The 19,259-nt window shown below is 55.1% G+C and carries 22 protein-coding genes and 1 pseudogene; 11 read left to right on the top strand and 12 right to left on the bottom strand.

Annotated elements, in window-relative coordinates; genetic code table 11:
* Window positions 1-2: 2 nt before the first annotated feature.
* The 4 genes from trpB (at window position 3) to yedF (ending at window position 3,623) form a co-directional block, all read left to right on the top strand.
* Window positions 3-1,196: a tryptophan synthase subunit beta gene (trpB, locus tag AB6V08_RS07155; protein WP_368542038.1), complete on the top strand. Its 1,194-nt coding sequence runs from the start codon at window positions 3-5 to the stop codon at window positions 1,194-1,196.
* A complete protein-coding gene (trpA, locus tag AB6V08_RS07160) occupies window positions 1,196-2,005 on the top strand; it encodes a tryptophan synthase subunit alpha (RefSeq protein ID WP_368542039.1) in 810 nt (269 codons plus the stop codon). The genes trpB and trpA overlap by 1 nt, the downstream gene beginning before the upstream one ends.
* Window positions 2,006-2,181: 176 nt before the next feature.
* Entirely contained in the window at window positions 2,182-3,393 is a 1,212-nt protein-coding gene (yedE, locus tag AB6V08_RS07165; protein WP_368542040.1) for a selenium metabolism membrane protein YedE/FdhT, read from the top strand.
* Window positions 3,390-3,623: a sulfurtransferase-like selenium metabolism protein YedF gene (yedF, locus tag AB6V08_RS07170; protein WP_003856774.1), complete on the top strand. Its 234-nt coding sequence runs from the start codon at window positions 3,390-3,392 to the stop codon at window positions 3,621-3,623. The genes yedE and yedF overlap by 4 nt, the downstream gene beginning before the upstream one ends.
* Before the next feature lie 43 nt (window positions 3,624-3,666).
* Here the strand turns inward: yedF and ompW are convergent, their stop codons facing one another.
* Complete coding sequence (gene ompW, locus AB6V08_RS07175) at window positions 3,667-4,299, bottom strand: outer membrane protein OmpW (RefSeq protein WP_368542041.1); 633 nt, start codon at window positions 4,297-4,299, stop codon at window positions 3,667-3,669.
* 262 nt (window positions 4,300-4,561) lie between these two features.
* Between ompW and AB6V08_RS07180 the strand changes: the two are divergent.
* From AB6V08_RS07180 to yciA, 4 genes and pseudogenes are all read left to right on the top strand, one after another.
* A pseudogene (locus AB6V08_RS07180) lies at window positions 4,562-4,651 on the top strand (YkgJ family cysteine cluster protein); the annotation flags it as partial.
* A 25-nt stretch (window positions 4,652-4,676) separates the two neighbouring features.
* Window positions 4,677-5,420: a YciC family protein gene (locus tag AB6V08_RS07185; RefSeq protein WP_368542042.1), complete on the top strand. Its 744-nt coding sequence runs from the start codon at window positions 4,677-4,679 to the stop codon at window positions 5,418-5,420.
* Window positions 5,421-5,477: 57 nt separating this feature from the next.
* Complete coding sequence (locus tag AB6V08_RS07190) at window positions 5,478-6,017, top strand: septation protein A (RefSeq protein ID WP_368542043.1); 540 nt, start codon at window positions 5,478-5,480, stop codon at window positions 6,015-6,017.
* Window positions 6,018-6,121: 104 nt separating this feature from the next.
* Window positions 6,122-6,517: an acyl-CoA thioester hydrolase YciA gene (gene yciA, locus AB6V08_RS07195; RefSeq protein WP_368542044.1), complete on the top strand. Its 396-nt coding sequence runs from the start codon at window positions 6,122-6,124 to the stop codon at window positions 6,515-6,517.
* A gap of 41 nt (window positions 6,518-6,558) precedes the next feature.
* Here the strand turns inward: yciA and tonB are convergent, their stop codons facing one another.
* Window positions 6,559-7,305 carry a TonB system transport protein TonB gene (gene tonB / locus AB6V08_RS07200; RefSeq protein ID WP_368542045.1) on the bottom strand — a complete coding sequence of 249 codons (747 nt, stop codon included), beginning with the start codon at window positions 7,303-7,305 and terminating at the stop codon, window positions 6,559-6,561.
* Window positions 7,306-7,511: 206 nt separating this feature from the next.
* On the opposite strand from tonB, the gene AB6V08_RS07205 reads away from it, so the two are divergent.
* Complete coding sequence (locus AB6V08_RS07205; protein ID WP_368542046.1) at window positions 7,512-7,808, top strand: YciI family protein; 297 nt, start codon at window positions 7,512-7,514, stop codon at window positions 7,806-7,808.
* Window positions 7,809-7,836: 28 nt separating this feature from the next.
* On the opposite strand, the gene leuE is transcribed toward AB6V08_RS07205, so the two are convergent.
* From leuE to AB6V08_RS07220, 3 genes are all read right to left on the bottom strand, one after another.
* Window positions 7,837-8,472 carry a leucine efflux protein LeuE gene (gene leuE, locus AB6V08_RS07210; RefSeq protein ID WP_368542047.1) on the bottom strand — a complete coding sequence of 212 codons (636 nt, stop codon included), beginning with the start codon at window positions 8,470-8,472 and terminating at the stop codon, window positions 7,837-7,839.
* Window positions 8,473-8,632: 160 nt separating this feature from the next.
* On the bottom strand, window positions 8,633-8,761 hold the full coding sequence (locus AB6V08_RS07215) for a KPN_01571 family protein (protein WP_368542048.1): 129 nt from the start codon (window positions 8,759-8,761) through the stop codon (window positions 8,633-8,635).
* A 118-nt stretch (window positions 8,762-8,879) separates the two neighbouring features.
* Complete coding sequence (locus AB6V08_RS07220) at window positions 8,880-9,053, bottom strand: YciY family protein (protein WP_368542049.1); 174 nt, start codon at window positions 9,051-9,053, stop codon at window positions 8,880-8,882.
* 141 nt (window positions 9,054-9,194) lie between these two features.
* Here AB6V08_RS07220 and cls point away from each other — a divergent pair, with 141 nt between their 5' ends.
* Both cls and AB6V08_RS07230 read left to right on the top strand, forming a co-directional pair.
* Window positions 9,195-10,655 carry a cardiolipin synthase gene (cls, locus tag AB6V08_RS07225; RefSeq protein ID WP_368542050.1) on the top strand — a complete coding sequence of 487 codons (1,461 nt, stop codon included), beginning with the start codon at window positions 9,195-9,197 and terminating at the stop codon, window positions 10,653-10,655.
* A gap of 33 nt (window positions 10,656-10,688) precedes the next feature.
* The gene (locus tag AB6V08_RS07230; protein WP_003856748.1) at window positions 10,689-11,018 is read left to right on the top strand and encodes an HI1450 family dsDNA-mimic protein; all 330 of its coding nucleotides are present in this window, start codon (window positions 10,689-10,691) and stop codon (window positions 11,016-11,018) included.
* 31 nt (window positions 11,019-11,049) lie between these two features.
* Here the strand turns inward: AB6V08_RS07230 and AB6V08_RS07235 are convergent, their stop codons facing one another.
* From AB6V08_RS07235 to AB6V08_RS07265, 7 genes are all read right to left on the bottom strand, one after another.
* Window positions 11,050-11,886 carry an ion transporter gene (locus AB6V08_RS07235; RefSeq protein ID WP_368542123.1) on the bottom strand — a complete coding sequence of 279 codons (837 nt, stop codon included), beginning with the start codon at window positions 11,884-11,886 and terminating at the stop codon, window positions 11,050-11,052.
* Between the two features lie 47 nt (window positions 11,887-11,933).
* The gene (oppF, locus tag AB6V08_RS07240; protein ID WP_368542051.1) at window positions 11,934-12,938 is read right to left on the bottom strand and encodes a murein tripeptide/oligopeptide ABC transporter ATP-binding protein OppF; all 1,005 of its coding nucleotides are present in this window, start codon (window positions 12,936-12,938) and stop codon (window positions 11,934-11,936) included.
* Window positions 12,935-13,948, bottom strand: coding sequence for an ABC transporter ATP-binding protein (locus AB6V08_RS07245; protein WP_368542052.1), 1,014 nt, complete (start codon window positions 13,946-13,948; stop codon window positions 12,935-12,937). Before AB6V08_RS07245 ends, oppF begins: the two co-directional genes overlap by 4 nt.
* An 11-nt stretch (window positions 13,949-13,959) precedes the next feature.
* Window positions 13,960-14,868: an oligopeptide ABC transporter permease OppC gene (gene oppC / locus AB6V08_RS07250; protein ID WP_368542053.1), complete on the bottom strand. Its 909-nt coding sequence runs from the start codon at window positions 14,866-14,868 to the stop codon at window positions 13,960-13,962.
* A 14-nt stretch (window positions 14,869-14,882) separates the two neighbouring features.
* A complete protein-coding gene (oppB, locus tag AB6V08_RS07255) occupies window positions 14,883-15,803 on the bottom strand; it encodes an oligopeptide ABC transporter permease OppB (RefSeq protein ID WP_368542054.1) in 921 nt (306 codons plus the stop codon).
* A 122-nt stretch (window positions 15,804-15,925) separates the two neighbouring features.
* Window positions 15,926-17,560, bottom strand: coding sequence for an oligopeptide ABC transporter substrate-binding protein OppA (oppA, locus tag AB6V08_RS07260; protein WP_368542055.1), 1,635 nt, complete (start codon window positions 17,558-17,560; stop codon window positions 15,926-15,928).
* Window positions 17,561-18,333: 773 nt separating this feature from the next.
* Entirely contained in the window at window positions 18,334-18,981 is a 648-nt protein-coding gene (locus AB6V08_RS07265; protein WP_368542056.1) for a YchE family NAAT transporter, read from the bottom strand.
* Window positions 18,982-19,259 lie beyond the last annotated feature (278 nt).

Below are 19,259 nucleotides of genomic sequence, written 5' to 3' on the forward strand. Positions count from 1 at the left end.
AGATGACGACATTACTTAACCCCTATTTCGGCGAGTTCGGTGGTATGTACGTACCGCAAATCCTGATGCCCGCCCTGCGCCAGCTGGAAGAAGCCTTTGTCAGCGCGCAGAAAGACCCGGCGTTTCAGGCGGAGTTTACCGACCTGCTGAAAAACTACGCGGGTCGCCCGACGGCCCTGACCAAATGCCGTAACCTGACCGAAGGCACTAAAACTACGCTGTACCTCAAGCGCGAAGATCTGCTCCACGGCGGCGCGCACAAAACCAACCAGGTGCTCGGCCAGGCGCTGCTCGCCAAACGCATGGGCAAAACTGAAATTATCGCCGAAACCGGCGCGGGCCAGCACGGCGTGGCGTCCGCCCTTGCCTGCGCCCTGCTCGGCCTGAAGTGCCGCATCTACATGGGTGCAAAGGACATTGAGCGCCAGTCCCCGAACGTATTCCGTATGCGCCTGATGGGTGCGGAAGTGATTGCGGTTCACAGCGGCTCTGCAACGCTGAAGGATGCCTGTAACGAAGCGCTGCGCGACTGGTCCGGCAGCTACGAGACCTCGCACTATATGCTCGGCACCGCGGCGGGCCCGCACCCGTTCCCGACCATCGTGCGCGAATTCCAGCGCATGATCGGCGAAGAGACTAAGGCGCAGATCCTCGAAAAAGAGGGACGTCTGCCGGATGCGGTGATCGCCTGCGTCGGCGGCGGCTCTAACGCCATCGGCATGTTTGCTGACTTTATCGACGACACCAGCGTCGGCCTGATCGGGGTTGAGCCTGCGGGTCACGGCATCGAGTCCGGCGAACACGGCGCGCCGCTGAAGCATGGTCGCGTGGGCATCTACTTCGGCATGAAGTCGCCGATGATGCAAACCGACGAAGGCCAGATTGAAGAGTCTTACTCTATCTCTGCTGGTCTGGACTTCCCGTCCGTGGGGCCGCAGCACGCCTTCCTGAACAGCACCGGCCGCGCGGACTACGTCTCGATTACCGACGACGAAGCGCTGGAAGCCTTTAAAACGCTGTGCCGCCATGAAGGGATCATCCCGGCCCTGGAGTCCTCTCACGCCCTGGCGCACGCGCTGAAAATGATGAAAGACAACCCGGAAAAAGAGCAGCTGCTGGTGGTTAACCTTTCCGGTCGCGGTGATAAAGACATCTTCACCGTTCACGATATTCTGAAAGCACGAGGGGAAATCTGATGGAACGCTACGATAACGCATTTGCACAGCTGAAAGCCCGCCAGGAAGGCGCGTTCGTTCCCTTCGTCACGCTCGGCGATCCGGGGCCGGAGCAGTCGCTCAAGATTATCGACACGCTGATTGAAGCCGGTGCCGACGCCCTGGAGCTGGGCATTCCGTTCTCTGACCCGCTGGCGGACGGCCCGACCATCCAGAACGCCACCCTGCGCGCCTTTGCCGCAGGCGTAACGCCCACCCAGTGCTTCGAGATGCTGGCCGCCATTCGCCAGAAGTACCCGACCATCCCGATTGGCCTGCTGATGTACGCCAACCTGGTGTTTAACCGCGGCATCGACGAGTTCTACGCCGAATGCGCCCGCGTCGGCGTTGACTCGGTGCTGGTGGCCGACGTGCCGATCGAAGAGTCTGCCCCGTTCCGCCAGGCGGCGATGCGCCATAACGTCGCGCCGATATTCATCTGCCCGCCTAACGCCGATGACGACCTGCTGCGCCAGATTGCCTCCCACGGACGCGGCTATACCTACCTGCTCTCCCGCGCGGGGGTAACCGGTGCCGAGAACAAAGCCGCCCTGCCGCTGCACCATCTGGTAGAGAAGCTGGCCGAGTACCACGCCGCGCCGCCGCTGCAGGGCTTTGGTATCTCTTCTCCTGAACAGGTTCGCGCAGCGATTGACGCCAACGCCGCCGGAGCGATTTCCGGCTCGGCGATCGTGAAAATCATCGAGAACAACGTGGATAAGCCGGATCAGATGCTGGCCGAGCTGAAAACCTTCGCCACCGCAATGAAAGCGGCGACCCGCAAAGCGTAACCCCTTCACCGTCTGGCACCCTGCCAGACGGTTTTCCCTCCCCGACTCATCCCGAAGTGTTACGCCAAAATTGATCCCGTCGATATTCTCGGCGTGAATGACTTTTCAATCGCTGCCGTAAGCGTATGATCCGGACTCTTTTACGTTTTAACCCTTCTGAGTTCAGAGGCTTATACATGTCATGGCATCACTTCAAACAGGCTTACCTGGTTAAGTTCTGGTCACCCGTTCCGGCGGTTATCGCTGCGGGTATTCTCTCCACTTATTATTTTGGCATTACCGGCACCTTCTGGGCGGTCACCGGCGAGTTCACCCGCTGGGGTGGGCAGCTGCTGCAGCTGGCGGGCGTGCACGCCGAAGAGTGGGGATATTTCAAGCTCATTCATCTGGACGGCACGCCGCTGACCCGCATCGACGGGATGATGATTATCGGGATGTTCGGGGGCTGTTTCGCCGCCGCGCTGTGGGCTAACAACGTGAAGCTGCGCATGCCGAAGAGCCGGATTCGCATCGTGCAGGCGGTGGCGGGCGGCATTATTGCCGGGTTCGGCGCGCGCCTGGCGATGGGCTGTAACCTTGCGGCCTTCTTTACCGGTATTCCGCAGTTTTCCCTTCATGCCTGGTTCTTTGCCGTCGCCACGGCGATTGGCTCCTATTTTGGCGCGCGCTTCACGCTGCTGCCCTTCTTCCGCATTCCGGTCAAAATGACCAAAGTCAGCGCCGCCTCGCCGCTCACGCAGAAGCCCGACCAGGCTCGCCGCCGTTTTCGCCTCGGCATGCTGGTCTTTTTCGCGATGGTCGCCTGGGCGCTGTGTACCGCGCTCAACCAGCCAAAGCTGGGGCTGGCGATGCTGTTCGGCGTCGGGTTTGGCCTGCTGATTGAACGGGCGCAAATCTGCTTTACCTCCGCGTTTCGCGACATGTGGATCACCGGGCGCACCATGATGGCGAAAGCTATCATCGCCGGGATGGCGGTAAGCGCCATCGGCATCTTCAGCTACGTGCAGCTTGGCGTTGAGCCGAAAATCATGTGGGCCGGCCCGAATGCGGTCATTGGCGGCCTGCTGTTTGGCTTTGGCATCGTGCTGGCCGGCGGCTGCGAAACCGGCTGGATGTACCGCGCCGTGGAGGGTCAGGTTCACTACTGGTGGGTGGGGCTTGGCAACGTCATCGGCTCGACCATCCTGGCCTATTACTGGGATGACTTATCCCCCGCGCTGGCAACGAGCTGGGACAAAGTTAACCTGCTGAGCACCTTCGGCCCGCTCGGCGGCCTGCTGGTCACCTACGCGCTGCTGCTGATTGCCTTTTTGCTGGTTATTGCCCAGGAGAAACGCTTCTTCCGCCGCACGGCCGCTAAACCTGAAGCCCAGGAGAATATCGCATGAAAGAGATCGTGCCTGACTACCGCCTTGATATGGTGGGAGAGCCTTGCCCGTACCCGGCAGTGGCGACCCTTGAAGCGCTGCCGCAGCTGAAGAAAGGCGAAATTCTGGAAGTGGTGAGCGATTGTCCGCAGTCCATCAACAATATTCCGCTGGACGCGAAAAACCACGGCTATACGGTGCTGGATATTCAGCAGGACGGGCCAACCATTCGCTATTTAATTCAGAAGTAGTAGAGGATATGCGCCCCGACGGGGCGCATTGAAAATGCAGGAATTAGAAACGATAACCCGCAGAGAACATAAAGACCCACGGATCCAGACGGGTGTTGATGCTTTGCTGCTGACCGTTATGCTTGAAGCGCACGTCGGTATCGATATCCATATACCAGACAGAGGCGTTGATTAACCAGTCGCGGTTAATCAGATAGTCCAGACCAACCTGCCCCGCCATCCCCCAGGAATCCTTCAGGCTCAGATCGGATAAGCCCGCTTCTTTACCGGTATCGTTGAACTTCTCGTCGAAGAAGGTGGTGTAGTTCACGCCGGCGCCGATGTAAGGACGCACCTTGCTGCTGGAATCACCGAAGTACCACTGCGCCATCAGCGTTGGCGGTAAATGGTGAACCGTGGCGATATCCCCGGTTGGCCCCAGGCCAACGCGGTGACGGAACGGCGTGGCGGCCAGAAGCTCAACGCCCACGTTATCCGTTGCCATATAGGTAAAGGTTAAACCCAGCTGTGTGTTATTGCTGACGTTAAAACCGCCCATGCCTAACACGCTATCGGAACCTTCAGTTGGACGTACCGTCGCCGAACCCGCACGAATAAAGAATTCGCCCGCTTCATGCGCATACGCGCCGCCAGAGAGACTGCTTAAGATAAGGGCTGCCACCGCTAATTTTTTCATATCCGCTCCATCGTTGTGGTTTTCATAGCGGTGGTGAATATACTCACAATTAAGTAATAAGTGATCAAACATAGATCACACTAAATCCAGTAATTTAACATTCATTGATCTGAGTTAATTTTTGATAACTATTCGAAAGACAATGACTTGTCTCTACATCAATTTTTCACATTTTTAAGGCGCTGAAAAAATGCATTTGGCGAGAAGAGATCATCATTTTGACGTCAGGCGCGGATCCTGCGCGTAAAAAATGAGCGCGACATTACCCGTGCTTTACAAAGATATGCTTTTCCATACAAGGCTTGATGCTGCCACCGCAGACTTATCCGGTGTACAATTGCCGGCTAATTAACACCTGCAATACTCAAGGAGAGTGCATGTCTATCACGGCGAAGTCCGTCTACCGTGACACGGGGAACTTTTTCCGCAATCAGTTCATTACCTTTTTACTGATAGCGTTGCTATGTGCGTTTATCACGGTGGTGCTTGGTCATGCGTTTTCACCGAGCGATGAGCAGATTGCCAGCCTCAGTCAGGGCGACAATCTTGCCGGTAGCGTGGGGTTATTTGAGCTGGTGCAGAACATGTCTCCTGAGCAGCAGCAAATCCTGCTGCGGGCCTCGGCGGCATCCACCTTTTCCGGGCTGATTGGCAACGCTATCCTCGCGGGCGGCGTTCTGCTGATGATCCAGCTGGTTTCAGCCGGTCACCGCGTGAGCGCCCTGCGCGCCATCGGCGCCAGCGCGCCGGTGCTGCCGAAGCTGTTTATCCTTATTTTCCTGACCACCATGCTGGTGCAGATTGGCATTATGCTGGTTGTGGTGCCGGGTATCCTGCTGGCGATCGTTCTCTCATTCGCGCCAGTGATGATTGTCCAGGATAAAATGGGAATATTCGTCGCTATGCGCAGCAGCATAAAGCTGGCATGGTCTAATATGCGTCTGGTTGCACCTGCGGTTATCAGCTGGCTGCTGGCCAAAACGCTGCTGCTGCTGTTTGCACCTAACTTCGCCGTGCTTACGCCAAACGTGGGCGCGGTGGTCGCCAACACGCTGAGCAACCTGATTTCAGCCGTGCTGCTGGTCTACCTGTTCCGCCTGTATATGTTAATTCGTCAGTAATCCTGAACGCCGGGCAGGTTGTTGTGTCCCGCTCAACGAAGAAGATGGAATCACAGAATGAAGCAGTTTCTTGATTTTTTACCCCTTGTCGTATTTTTCGCGTTTTATAAGCTTTACGACATTTATGCCGCGACAACGGCGCTGATCGTCGCCACTGCTATCGTCCTCATCTATAGCTGGGTGCGTTATCGCAAAGTCGAAAAAATGGCGCTGATCACCTTTGTTCTGGTCGCGGTATTTGGCGGATTAACCCTGTTCTTCCACAACGATGAGTTCATCAAGTGGAAGGTGACGGTCATTTATGCTCTGTTCGCTGGCGCGCTGCTGATCAGCCAGTGGGTGATGAAAAAGCCGCTGATCCAGCGCATGCTGGGTAAAGAGCTGACGCTGCCGCAGGAAGTGTGGTCGCGTCTGAATATTGCCTGGGCGGTATTTTTCATTCTTTGCGGGCTCGCCAACATCTACATCGCCTTCTGGCTGCCGCAGAATATCTGGGTCAACTTCAAGGTGTTTGGCCTGACCGCGCTGACGCTTATCTTTACGCTGCTCAGCGGCGTATATATTTATCGCCATATGCCGCAGGACGATAAACAGTAATCGTTAATCGCAGAACGCTCGCCGCACGGGCGTTCTGCTCTATTCTCTCCAGCCGCAATTCATAGTAGCATCCCGCCTGAAGTCTTCCGTTACGAGTTAAAACAATGACAACAAATAACGCCCCGCAGGGCGAACTGGTTTTACGCACATTAGCAATGCCCGCAGACACTAACGCCAATGGCGATATTTTTGGTGGCTGGTTGATGGCACAAATGGATATGGGTGGCGCAATTCTCGCTAAAGAGATTGCTCACGGGCGCGTGGTGACCGTCAGAGTCGACGGTATGACCTTCCTGCGTCCGGTTGCCGTGGGCGATGTCGTCTGTTGCTACGCGCGTTGCGTGAAGCGCGGTAACACGTCGATTTCGATTAATATTGAAGTCTGGGTGAAGAAAGTCTCTTCCGAGCCGATTGGACAGCGCTACAAAGCTACGGAAGCGCTGTTTATTTATGTGGCGGTCGATGGCGACGGTAAACCGCGCCAGCTGCCCGCGCAGTAATCGTCGGGCAAAAAAAAAGCCTCCTGAGCGGAGGCTTTTTTTTATTCCATTTGCGCCCCGCCGTTCAGGCGGAACACGATATTGACAATCAATCCACTTCCCGGCTTGCCCGCCTCGTAGCGCCACTTGCGCATTGCGGCCTTCACGTCGCGCTCGAACATGTTAGACGGCTGCGCGGAGAGGATTTGCACGTTGTCCACGCGGCCATCGGCGGTGACGTCAAACTTCACGCGCACGCGACCTTCGATACGCAACGCCTGGGCGCGCGCCGGATACTGCGGCTGGTTGCGGCTTAACGCGCGAGGCCCCGCCGGGGCGGCTACCGTCGGTTTCGCAACCGGCGGCGTATTGTTCATCACCGAACGCGCCGGGGCGCTGTTTTCGACGGGCGCGGCGCGTGTTTCAACCGGACGCTCTTCGCGTTTCGGGCGCTCCTCGACCTTTTTCACCGGTTTAGGTTTTGGCTTCGGCTTTGGCTTGGGTTTCGGCTCAGGCTTGTGGATCACCACCGGCGCCTCTTTCGGCGGCTCCGGAACCACTTCTGGCTCCGGCTCTGGCTCGGGTTCAGCAACCGGCTGTGGCGGAGGAGGCGCAACCTGCGGTGGCTCAAGCTCCGCTGGCGTTACCATGGTCACAGAAATAGGCTGCGCGGGCGCTGGCATTTCAATAACCTGATGAACCGAGGTATAGAGCAGACCCGCCACAACGGCACCGTGAATAACGACGGAGAGCAACGTCGGCCAGGGAAAGCGGCGAGGTAAATCAAGGGTCATCGAAGTCATAATCATCAGAGTTTAAAAACCAGACCGTTAGTTTAAATGCAAATAGCAATCATATTCAATAAGACACTGTGTCTTCACCCGCTTAAAGCGCGCGAGCGGGCAAAAAAGGCGCATCCAGATCAGGGTATTAACAATGTTGTTATCTTTACATTGCAGTCACTTGTGCTTTCACATAACGTAATCGCCACTTTTACTGGTTAAGGAGCTCCGCCGTGCTTTATGTGATCTACGCAGAAGATATTGCTGATTCCCTCGAAAAACGCCTTTCAGTGCGCCCTGCCCATCTGGCGCGTTTACAGCTGTTACAGGATGAAGGTCGATTACTGACCGCAGGCCCAATGCCCGCCGTCGACAGCAACGACCCTGGCGCGGCAGGCTTTTCTGGCTCAACGGTTATCGCGGAGTTTGAATCTCTGGAAGCCGCTCAGGCCTGGGCCGAAGCCGACCCTTACGTGGCGGCAGGCGTCTACGCCAAGGTCACCGTGCGTCCGTACAAAAAGGTGTTCTAATGTAAAAGGCTCCCGAGGGAGCCTTTTTTCAGTGCAGCGACGCCAGTCGCGCGGCAAACCCAACAAACAGCAGCCCTATCAGGCCATTTCCCAGCTTCGCCAGTTTCTTTTTGGTTTTCAGATAGCGCGTCACGAACGCGCCAGAGAAAATCAGGAAGCTCATATACATAAAGCTAATCAGCTCAAGCGTGGTCGCGAGGATCAGGAACGAGGTTCCGGTATTTTCGGCGCGCACGTCAATAAACTGCACAAAGAACGACACGTAAAAGAGAATCGCTTTCGGGTTGGTCAGGCTTAATACCAGCGAACGTTTCATGATCATGCTGGCAGGCTCGGTGCCGCTTTCATGGGCACTGTTCTTGCGGGTAACGACAGACCACAGCATTTTGCCGCCCAGCCACAGCAGATAAAACGCGCCTAAATAACGCACGATATTAAACAGCACCGGCGTAGTCTGAATCAACGCCGCCACGCCCGCCCAGGCCAGAAACATCAGAACCGCATCGCCAATAAAGACGCCCGTTGCCGCCAGATAGCCTTTTTTAACACCATGACCAATGCCAGTTTTCAGCACAAACAGTGTGTTTGGCCCCGGAACCAGAACGATAAAAAATGCGCCCACCACGTAGGTCCAGAAATTCAGCACACCAAACTCCGCAAACACGACTCCCTCCTTTTGCTTAAAAAAATAATGGGAACACCGCTGCAAAATCGGTATTCCCGGTACGACGCGCGTATTGTACGCCGATAAAGTTCTCAAGATAAGACGCGACCGGCAGCAAAATTATCCCCGCCGACGCTCGATTTTCGCGATCCCTGTTGCTTCAGTAAAACAGCTGCGTCATCAAGCCAGCGAATACATTCTCCAGCGCAGAAAATGACGACAGGCCTAAATTTTCTCTGAGCGCATCCAGCGCAAAAAGCACAATAAATACCCAAAGATAAGGATTCATCTTTTATTTCATGATGTTAAACAGAGGACAGTATATCGCACAGCCTCGTGGGTTGAGACTGCAAATATTAATAGCCTTGAGATAAACATCGGGCACCTTAACGATGCCCTGGTGATTTTCAGAATTCCTGGAAGGCAAACACTAACGCGTTACGGTGTCTGCTCAGTCCACATTTCCTGATGGCGTGAATACGCATATTGCGGCGGGATTGTGCTTCCAGCCAACGAGCCTTACGACGACTCACCTGTCGCAACATGCGCCAGCGCCCTACTTCATTTCTACTGCGCTTCATGTCTACAACTCTTTCTTTAACTGAAGCGCCATTATAGACCCAACCCTGCGGCAAACCAGCTTTTATCTGCCGTTTTTATTTGCCAGATGAAGCCGGATGCGTACACTCATAACAACACGCTTTCAAAAGGATTTTTTATTTATGACAACCTTCTACACCGTGGTGAGTTGGCTGGTCATTCTGGGATACTGGCTGGTTATCGCGGGGGTGACGTTACGCATCCTGATGAAACGCAGAGCCGTACCCTCTGCCATGGCCTGGCTTTTGATAATTTACATCCTGCCCCTGGTCGGGATTATCGCCTATCTCTCCTTCGGTGAACTTCATCTTGGCAAGCGTCGCGCCGAACGCGCCCGCGCCATGTGGCCGTCTACCGCGAAGTGGCTGAACGATCTTAAAGCCTGCAAACATATTTTTGCCGAAGAGAACAGCAGCGTCGCCGCGTCGCTGTTTAAGCTCTGCGAGCGCCGTCAGGGCATTGCCGGGGTCAAAGGTAACCAGCTTCAGCTCCTGACCTCGTCCGACGACGTGATGCAGGCGCTTATTCGCGATATCCAGCTGGCGCGACACAACATCGAGATGGTGTTTTACATCTGGCAGCCGGGCGGGATGGCGGATCAGGTGGCTGAATCACTGATGGCGGCGGCCCGCCGCGGCGTGCACTGCCGCCTGATGCTGGACTCCGCGGGCAGCGTGGCGTTTTTCCGCAGCCCGTGGGCGACGATGATGCGGAACTCGGGCATCGAAGTGGTCGAGGCTCTCAAGGTCAACCTGCTGCGCGTCTTCCTGCGCCGCATGGATCTGCGCCAGCACCGTAAAATGATCATGATTGATAACTACATTGCCTATACCGGCAGTATGAACATGGTCGACCCGCGCTTCTTCAAGCAGGATTCCGGCGTGGGGCAATGGATTGACCTGATGGCGCGTATGGAAGGCCCGGTCGCCACCTCGATGGGCATCGTGTACTCCTGCGACTGGGAGATTGAAACCGGCAAGCGCATTCTGCCGCCTCCGCCTGACGTGAATATCATGCCGTTTGAAGAGGCCAGCGGACACACCATCCATACTATCGCCTCCGGCCCCGGCTTCCCGGAGGATCTGATTCACCAGGCCCTGCTGACGGCGACCTACTCCGCCCGCGAATACCTGATCATGACCACCCCCTACTTCGTGCCGAGCGACGATCTGCTGCACGCCATCTGCACGGCGGCGCAGCGCGGCGTGGACGTCAGCATTATTATGCCGCGCAAGAATGACTCGGTTCTGGTGGGCTGGGCCAGCCGCGCGTTCTTTACGGAGCTGCTGGCGGCGGGCGTGAAAATCTATCAGTTTGAGGGCGGCCTGCTGCACACCAAGAGCGTGCTGGTCGACGGCGAGCTGAGCCTGGTGGGCACCGTTAACCTCGATATGCGCAGCCTGTGGCTCAACTTTGAGATCACGCTGGTCATCGACGATGCCGGTTTTGGTGGCGATCTGGCCGCCGTTCAGGACGACTATATCTCCCGTTCACGCCTGCTGGATGCGCGGCTGTGGATGAAACGTCCGCTGTGGCAGCGAATTGCCGAACGACTGTTTTACTTCTTCAGTCCGTTGCTGTAAAACGTGCCCAACGATGTTTAACAGGTAGTCATCATGGAAATGGATCTGAACAATCGCCTGACCGAAGACGAAACCCTCGAACAGGCCTACGACATTTTTCTCGAACTGGCGGTTGATAACCTCGATCCCGCAGACGTGATCCTCTTCAATCTGCAGTTTGAAGAGCGCGGCGGCGCCGAGCTGTTCGATCCGGCTGAAGACTGGGCAGAGCACGTCGATTTCGACCTCAACCCGGACTTCTTCGCCGAGGTTGTCATTGGCCTGGCCGACGAAGACGGCGGCGAGATTAACGACATCTTTGCCCGCGTGCTGCTGTGCCGGGAGAAAGACCACAAGCTGTGCCATATCCTCTGGCGCGAATAGTAAAAAAGGCTGCGATGGCAGCCTTTTTTATTTAATCCGGCAGCTCGCCGCCGCAGCGGTTGCAGTACCGGGCGCTGTTCTCATGCCCTCTCTGCCTGCATGCCGGGCACTGGCGCTCAAACTGGCGCTTCTGAAATGCCGAGCTCATGTGGGTGGTAATCAGCCCCGTCGGGATCGCAATCACCGAATAACCAATCAAAATCAGCACCGACGCGACGATCCGCCCAAGCGGCGTATGGGGCGTGATATCGCCGTACCCCACCGTCGTGACGGTTACGATGGCCCAGTACACCGAGGCATTCAGCGTCGTGAAGCCGTACTTCGGCCCCTCAATCAGATACATCAGCGCGCCAAACACAATCATCACGATGGCAATAAACGAGTAAAACAGCGCCAGCTGATGGCGGGCGCTGACGATCGCCGTCCAGAACACGCGCAGCGACGGCATAAAGCGCAGCAGCTTGAGGATACGCAGCACCCGGATGGCACGCATCGCTCGCCAGGCAAAGACGTAGTCGAGGCTGATTTCCGGCCATAGCCACATGACGTACAGAGGCAAAATGGTCGCGAGATCGATAAGCCCCCAGAAGCTAAAGGCGTACTTCGCCGGGTTCGGCCAGCAGCAAATCCGCAGAAGATATTCCGCGGTAAACACCAGCGTGACGATGAGCTCCAGCCAGACAAACACATGCCATTCGTCGAAGGTCAGGTGGTACTGCGTACCCGCGCCGGACTCGACAAAAATAATGATCACGCTGAGCAGCGCAAACAGGCCGCAAAGGCCTTCAAAGCGCCGACCTGAACGCGTTTTAAGATCGAACAGCGTGTGATAAAGCCGCTGACGGACTGAGGGGGATGACCGCGACACAATAACCTCGCAAATAAAAAGGGCTGACATCGTGTCAGCCCTTGCGATTATAACGGGTCTACTTTAAGGCAGGAAACCGCATGTCGGAAACTGCCTTCCAGAACCGGTCGCGTTTGTGCGCATTCCGGCCCGGCGAGCGGGCACCGGGTGCGGAAAACGCAGCCCGATGGCGGGTTGATCGGCGACGGCAGCTCGCCTTCCAGAAGCTGGATGGTTTTATTTTTTTCCAGATCCGGGTCAGGAACCGGCACCGCCGACATCAGCGCTTTCGTATAAGGGTGCAGCGGATTGTGGTACACCTCGTCGTAGGTGCCCAGCTCAACCGCATGGCCCAGATACATCACCAGCACGCGGTCGGAGATGTGTTTAACCACCGCCAAATCGTGAGCGATGAAGATCAGCGACAGGCCCATTTCACGCTGGAGTTTTTGCAGCAGGTTGACCACCTGCGCCTGAATGGACACGTCCAGAGCGGATACCGGCTCATCGCAGATAATCAGCTTCGGCTCAAGGATCAGGGCGCGGGCAATACCGATACGCTGACACTGTCCGCCGGAGAACTCGTGCGGATAGCGGTTGATGAGGTTCGGCAGCAGGCCCACTTTCATCATCATCGCTTTTACGCGGTCGCGCACTTCCTGACGGGGCATCTTCGGATGATAGGTGCGAAGCGGCTCGGCGATGATTTCACCGATGGTCATACGCGGGTTCAGCGACGCCAGCGGATCCTGGAAAATCATCTGGATATCGCTGCGCACGTCGCGCCACTCTTCCGGCTTCATGCCCAGCAGATCTTTACCGAGCCAGGCCACTTTACCGCCGGTCGCTTTGACCAGGCCGATGATGGCGCGGGCAAAGGTCGACTTCCCGCAGCCGGACTCGCCCACCACGCCGAGGGTTTCCCCTTCGTACAGGCGCAGCGTGACGCCATCCACCGCTTTCAGGGTTTTCGGCGGCTGCCAGAACCACTGTTTGCCGTCCTTAATGTCGAAATGCACTTTCAGATCGGCAATTTCGAGCAGCACGTTTCTTTTTTCGTCTAATGCGTTCATACCAGCTCCTCATGCGGCTTAAAGCAGGCGCGCAGGCGGCCTGGTGCAAACTCTTCCAGCGGCGGAGCGCTGTTGCAGATTTCCATCGCGTGCGGGCAGCGCGGCTGGAACGGACAGCCTTTCGGCAGACGCAGCAGGTTTGGCGGGTTGCCCGGGATGGTCAGCAGCGATTCACCTTCCGCATCAAGACGCGGCACCGCGTTCAGCAGGCCGATGGAGTACGGGTGCGCCGGGTTGTAGAACACGTCGCGCGCCTTGCCGTACTCCATGGTACGACCGGCGTACATCACCAGCACTTTGTCGCAGATCCCGGCGACCACGCCGAGGTCATGGGTGATCATGATGATCGCGGTGTTGAACTCGCGCTTGAGCTCGTTCAGCAGGGTCATGATCTGCGCCTGAACGGTCACGTCGAGCGCTGTCGTCGGTTCGTCGGCGATCAGCAGCTTTGGCCGACACAGCAGCGCCATCGCGATCATCACGCGCTGGCGCATGCCGCCGGAAAACTCGTGCGGGAACATGCGCATACGCTTACGCGCTTCGGGCATTTTGACCGCGTCGAGCATTTTGACCGACTCTTCAAACGCCTCGGCCTTGCCCATGCCCTTATGCAGCATCAGCACTTCCATCAGCTGTTCGCCCACGCGCATGTACGGGTTTAACGAGGTCATCGGATCCTGGAAAATCATCGAAATCTGCTCGGCGCGCAGCTTGTTCAGCTCGTGCTCCGGCAGGTTGAGGATCTCGCGTCCGTTGAACTTAGCGGAACCGCCGATAACGCCGTTGCTGGCCAGCAGGCCCATCAGCGCGAACGCGGTCTGGGATTTACCGGAACCAGATTCCCCCACGATGCCCAGCGTTTCGCCGGCGCGCAGGTTGAAGTTGAGATCGTTTACGGCCGTCACATCGCCATCAGGCGTTTTAAACGTTACGCGCAGGTCGTTCACGTCAAGCAGGATACCGTCCTGCGCTTGCGCCGCTGGCGCAGATGCCGTTTCAATAATTGTCATCACGGCGCTCCTTAACGATCTTTCGGGTCGAGGGCATCACGCAGGCCATCGCCGATAAAGTTGAAACAAAACAGGGTCACCACCAGGAAGCCCGCCGGGAACAGCAGCAGCCACGGTGATACTTCCATCGAGTTGGCGCCATCGCTCAGCAGCGCGCCCCAGCTACTCAGCGGCTCTTGCGTACCCAGCCCCAGGAAGCTCAGGAAGGATTCGAACAGGATCATGCTTGGCACCAGCAGCGAGGCGTACACCACCACCACGCCCAGCACGTTTGGCACAATGTGGCGCACCACGATATTAGCGGTTGAAACACCGCCGACCTGCGCGGCTTCGATAAACTCTTTACGCTTGAGGCTCAGGGTTTGACCGCGCACGATACGCGCCATATCGAGCCAGGACACCATGCCGATGGCAACGAAGATAAGCAGGATGTTTTGACCAAAGAAGGTGACCAGCAGAATAACGAAGAACATGAACGGGAAGGAGTTTAAGATCTCCAGCAGGCGCATCATGACCGAGTCAATTTTCCCGCCGAGATAGCCCGACAGCGAGCCGTACAGCGTGCCGACGATCACCGCGACCAGCGCCGCGGCAATACCGACCATCAGCGAAATACGGCCGCCAATCGCCACGCGCACCAGCAGGTCACGCCCGGAGGAGTCGGTACCAAAATAGTGACCGGACTCCATATCCGGGGCGCTGGACATCATGCCCCAGTCGGTATCGAAATAGGTGAACTGCGACAGCATCGGCGCCAGGGTAACGAACAGCGCAATGATCACCAGGACAATCAGGCTGGCAACGGCTGCGCGGTTGTGCATAAAGCGACGACGGGCGTCTTGCCAGAGGCTACGTCCTTCGACTTCCAGTTTTTCACTGAAGTTTTCCAGCGCCTCGCTGTTTTTCTTACTCAACATCATGGCGTGCTCCAGTGTTAGTAACGGATTTTCGGATCGATAACGGCATACAGCACATCGACCACGGCGTTAAAGAGAATGGTCAGGGCGCCGACGAGGATCGTCAGGCTCAGCACCAGTGAATAGTCACGGTTGAGCGCGCCGTTAACGAACAGCTGACCAATTCCCGGCAGACCATAGATGGTTTCAATAACCATCGACCCCGTGATGATACCGACGAAAGCCGGGCCCATGTAGGACAGCACGGGTAACAGCGCAGGCTTGAGCGCATGGCGGAAAATAATCCGACGCATCGGCAGCCCTTTTGCGCGCGCGGTGCGGATGAAGTTGGAGTGCAGCACTTCAATCATCGAGCCGCGGGTAATACGCGCGATGCTCGCGATGTAGGCCAGCGATAATGCCACCATCGGCAAAATCATGAACTTCAGCGCCCCGCCGTTCCAGCCGCCTCCGGGCAGCCATTTCAGCGTAATGGCAAATATCATCACCAGTAACGGCGCGACAACGAAACTGGGGATAACCACCCCGGTCATTGCGACCCCCATTACCGCATAATCCCATTTGGTATTTTGTTTTAGTGCCGCAATAACGCCTGCGGTAACGCCGAGAACGACAGCCAGAATGAATGCCGCAGCACCCAGCTTCGCGGATACCGGGAAGCTCGACGCCACCAGGTCGTTAACGGAATAGTCTTTATATTTGAATGACGGCCCGAAATCGCCGTGCGCCAGCTGCTTCAGATAATTGAAGTACTGGGTGGAGATAGGATCGTTTAAATGGTATTTCGCTTCGATGTTCGCCATTACTTCTGGCGGCAGCGCGCGCTCGCTGGTAAATGGACTACCGGGAGCCAGACGCATCATGAAGAATGAAATCGTAATAAGAATAAAAAGCGTCGGAATCGCTTCAAGACAGCGACGTAGGATAAATTTCAACATTGCCCGTACCTTCTGGCGTGTGCCTTTTACACCGATTTTTCAGGCGTACCCGTAAATCGTGTGTATATAGTGCGATGAATTAAGACACAGTAGGGCAAATAACTTTGCCCCACGGATTGCCATTAATGCTTAATGATGTACAGATCTTTGGTGTAGATATTGTCCATCGGGTCTTTGCCGGTATAACCGCCAACCCAAGGTTTCACCAGACGCGCGTTCACGTAATAGTAAACCGGGACAATCGCAGAATCTTTGCCTAACTGCTGCTCTGCTTTGTCGTACAGGGCAGTACGTTGCGCTTCATCAGTCACTTTCAGCGTGTCTTTCATGATCGCATCAAACGCCGGGCTCTTATAATGCGCGGTGTTCATGGAGCTGTCGGACAGCATGGTGTTCAGGAAGGATGTTGGTTCGTTATAGTCAGCACACCAGCCGGCGCGCGCCACGTCGTAGTTACCCTGGTGACGGGTATCCAGGAAGGTTTTCCACTCCTGGTTCACCAGCTTCACGTCCACGCCCAGGTTTTTCTTCCAGATAGAGGCCGCCGCGATCGCGAGTTTCTTGTGCAGATCGGAGGTGTTGTACAGCAGGTTGAAGGTCAGAGGCTTGTCAGCGGTGTAACCGGCTTCGGCCAGCAGTTTCTTCGCTTCTTCATTACGTTTTTCCTGAGTCCAGGAGAACCACTCTGGTTTGGTCAGCTTCGCGCCGTCGGTATATGGCGGGGTGTAGCCGAAGGCAGGCAGGTCGCCCTGCGCCTTAACTTTGTTCACGATGATATCACGATCCAGACCCAGCTTCAGCGCGGTACGAACGCGAGCATCGTTGAATGGTGCTTTCTGGTTGTTGATTTCATAGTAGTAAGTACACAGATACGGGTCGACGTGAACTTCTGTCGGGATCTCTTTTTTCAGCTTCTGGAACAGTTCGATCGGCAGGTTGTTATAAGTCATGTCGATCTCGCCGCTGCGGTAACGGTTAACGTCCGTCACTTCGGAAGAGATCGGCAGATAGGTAATCTGGTCAACGATGGTTTTCGCGTTATTCCAGTAGTTAGCGTTACGCTCCATCACGATACGTTCGTTTACGACCCAGTCCTTCAGCTTATAGGCACCGTTAGTGACGATGTTGGCAGGCTGAGTCCATTTCTCACCGAACTTCTCGATAGCGGCTTTATTGACTGGAGACATTGCCGGGTTAACCAGCAGCTTGTAGAAATACGGGACAGGCTCGCTCAGCGTCACTTCCAGAGTGTGGTCGTCGATGGCTTTCACGCCGAGTTCTGTTGGAGCTTTTTTACCGTCGATGATTTCATCAACGTTGAGGATGTGGCCGTACTGCGGATAGCTGGCGTATGGGGAGGCGGTTTTTGGGTCAACCAGACGCTGCCAGCTATAAACGAAATCTTGTGCGGTAACCGGTTCGCCGTTGGACCATTTCGCGTCTTTACGCAGGTGGAATGTCCAGACTTTGAAATCTTTGTTATCCCAGCTTTCAGCAACGCCCGGGATTGGGTGACCGTCTTTAGTGGAGGTGATCAGCAGGCCTTCAAACAGGTCGCGGCTGATGTTGGCTTCAGGTACGCCTTCAATTTTGTTCGGGTCCAGCGACTGCGGCTCGGCGCCGTTGTTGCGGATCATAGTTTGCTTTTCTGCCAGCGTAACGCCAGCCGGTACGTCGGCAGCCATTGCCATATTACCCGCGATTAACGCAGTAAAGATTCCCGCTGCAATAAGACTTTTTTTTGTGATGATGGACATTGTGTTGATACTCCACTCATTATAATTACTGGCTTCGCCAGCTGTGTAATCCCCTGTTGGGGCCTGTACAGTGCAGGAGTTTTTTTTGCTACTGTCAGGTTCTTTTTTTACTTCTCGCTATCACCGACTTCTTTATTACTGACCGCTCGTATGGCCGTCTTGCGTCGATTCTTACCACGCCTCCCCTGTATTGAGGCATGTGTTGAATTTGGGAGCGTTGTCTTATATGACAATAATTCTCATTTACTTGTTTAATGCCGCAAAATATAAGGCCGGAAAGTACCAAATGGCGGAAATCCACGCCAATACATTTTGCAAATTTGTTAAGCAATTCTCTTTTACGGCGATTGCCGTTTCAGTGCGGGCGGCCCTGCCAGGCATTGAAGGTCAGTAAAAGTCTCTGACATTCAACGTGATAGAGAAAATTTTCTCTATTAGCGCGTCGCTGCGCTGTGAATGACTGGTTTTGTACGAAAATTTAACAACTGATTATTATTTAGCACATTCATCTAAGGGAACGTTGAAATTACTAATATCATTTCGGTTATCCGTCATCAAGCCCCAGAGTATCATGTGATTAAAATAACAGACTGATTGCATGGTTTCTGCGCAAACGCATTAATGCCGAATTGTTAACTGACTGAAAATTAAGGCAAGGATATTATTAGTAGAATTTATTATGGCATATCTCCTATTCAACTTTATTTATATGATTTGCTGATAATGACGTAAAAAAAACGGAGCCATCGGCTCCGCTCTTTCATATGAAATCGTTAGTGCAATAATCCCGGGAAAATGCTTTTTATTCCCGTTACGATGAATTCAATCCCCAACGCCATCAGCAGCAGACCCATGATACGGGTGATGACGTTGATGCCGGTTTGCCCGAGCAGCCGCACCAGCCACGGCGCCATGCGGAATACGCCCCAACAGCACAGCGCAAATACCGCTATCGCCACGGAAAAACCGATCAGGTGCATAATATTGTGGTAGCGCGTGCCCCACACTATCGTCGAGCTGATTGCACCGGGGCCGGCCATCAGCGGCAGCGCCAGCGGCACCACGCCAATACTTTCGCGGATCGCCGTTTCTGATTTTTCCTGCTTGTTTTGCTTATCCTCGCCCAGCTTGCCGCTGATCATCGACATCGCAATGGTCACCACCAGGATCCCACCCGCAATGCGGAACGAATCAATGGAGATACCAAACAGCTGCAATATTGCGTCACCCAGGTAAAGGGAGGTCAGCAAAATAATGGCGACCGAGAGGTTGGCCGTCAGGTTAGTTTTGTTTCTGGCCGCCGCGGTCTGGTAGCTGGTCATACTAATGAAGACAGGGATGATCCCCACCGGGTTAACCAGCGCAAACAGACCAATAAAGAACTTAAAATATGTAGGGAAATCAAAGAGCGACTGAATCACGTTAAATTCCGCTTGTGAGCATGGGCAGGAGCCGACAAAGTGTGATGATAAATCCGCGCTGAAGATACGCTTTTTATCAGCACACTTCACCAGAAATCTACGTCAAAACGTTATCAATTCATGATGTTAAACATTTGTTTAATCAATGATAGCGCCACTTCCAATAGTTACTTAATTATTTAACACTGGATAATTCTCAACGAAATATGGCTGCTGAAAGGTATCAGCTTGGGGAAAAATTGATGTAGATCACGATTTCCGTACTCAGAAGTGAGTAA

The sequence above is a fragment of the Enterobacter soli genome, assembly GCF_964208575.1.
Classification (GTDB): Bacteria; Pseudomonadota; Gammaproteobacteria; order Enterobacterales; family Enterobacteriaceae; genus Enterobacter; species Enterobacter soli_A.